The sequence below is a fragment of the Qaidamihabitans albus genome, from assembly GCF_016464705.1.
GTDB lineage: Bacteria > Actinomycetota > Actinomycetes > Mycobacteriales > Pseudonocardiaceae > Qaidamihabitans > Qaidamihabitans albus.
The window spans coordinates 1-1,400 of the sequence record NZ_JAEHOB010000045.1 but is presented as its reverse complement, the minus strand read 5'-3'; the positions used below and the strand labels follow the sequence as shown (position 1 = coordinate 1,400).

Sequence of the window (1,400 nt, the reverse complement as noted above, 5' to 3'; positions counted from 1 at the left end):
GGGTCTGTCAGATGAACGGTGGATCTGATCTTGGTGGTTCTAGTTGGTGGTCGGGTCGAGGCGTCCGGGGAAGGTGATCGCGAACGCGTTCAACGGCGCTTTCCAGCGCATCGTCCATCGTGCCTTGCCACGGCCGGTGGGGTCTAGGGATCGGGTGACGAGGTACAGGCACTTCAGCGCCGCGGCGTCGGAGGGGAAATGACCGCGGGCCTTGATTGCCCGCCGGTAGCGGGCGTTGATCGACTCGATCGCGTTCGTGGTGCAGATGACCTTGCGAATCTCGACGTCGTATTCGAGGAACGGCACGAACTCGGCCCAGGCGTTGCGCCACAACGCCACGATCGCCGGGTACTTGTCCTGCCACTGCTTCGCGAACTCGTCGAACCGGTCGGTGGCCGCCTGCTCCGATGGCGCCGTGTAGATCGGCTTCAGACCTCGCACGATCGCATCCCGGTGTTGGCGTCCGGCATAGCGGAACGAGTTACGGATCAGGTGGATCACGCATTGCTGCACGATGGTGTGTTCCCAGGTCGTGGTGATCGCTTCGGGTAGGCCCTTGAGCCCGTCGCAGACCGCGATCAGCACATCGGTCACGCCGCGGTTTTTGAGCTCGGAGAAGACCTGCAGCCAGAACCGTGCCCCTTCACCACCATCGTCGCCGGCCCAGATACCGAGGATGTCTCGTTCACCGCTGGTGGTCACCCCGACGACGACATAGAACGGCTTGTTCACGACCTGGCCGTCACGAACCTTGATCACCAGGGCGTCGACGAAGATCACCGGATAGATCGAATCCAGCGGCCGTGACGACCACTCGGCCATCTGGTCGACGACCTTGTCGGTGATCTTGGAGATCGTCTCCTTGGAGACCTTGGCCCCATAGACCTCGTCGAAGTGCGCGGCGACCTCGCCGGTGGTGAGCCCGCGGGCGGTCAACGACAGCACGATCTCGTCGATACCGTCCAACCGCCGCTGCCGCTTACGCACGATCTTCGGGTCGAACGACGCGTCAGTGTCGCGGGGCACGTCGATCTCGACCGGGCCGATCTCGGTCAGCACCGTCTTCGACCTGGTCCCGTTGCGGGAGTTCCCGCTGTTGCGACCCATCGGGTCATGGCGTTCATAGCCGAGATGGTCATCCATCTCGGCCTCTAGCGCCGTCTCCAGCACGTTCTTCGTCAGCCGGTTCAACAACCCGTCCGGGCCGACCAGATCGACGCCCTGTTCCTTGGCCTGCGCCAACAGCTGCTCAGCCAACTGCCGCTGATCGATGCTCTCTCCGCTCACGGGATCGATCATCTCTTCCGAGCCAACCTCACGATCGCTCGGATCAGTCGTGGTCATTGGTCATGCCCTCTCGATCAGACCAAGACCAGATCCACCGTTACCCGGACAGTCCC

Annotated in this window: 1 protein-coding gene; it reads right to left on the bottom strand. The window is 62.9% G+C overall.

All coding sequences use genetic code 11. The annotated features are described in order from the left end of the window. Positions 1 to 39: 39 nt before the first annotated feature. Positions 40 to 1,299, bottom strand: a complete 1,260-nt coding sequence (locus tag JAP66_RS31735) for an IS256 family transposase (RefSeq protein WP_199435565.1) — start codon at positions 1,297 to 1,299, stop codon at positions 40 to 42. Between the last annotated feature and the right edge of the window lie 101 nt (positions 1,300 to 1,400).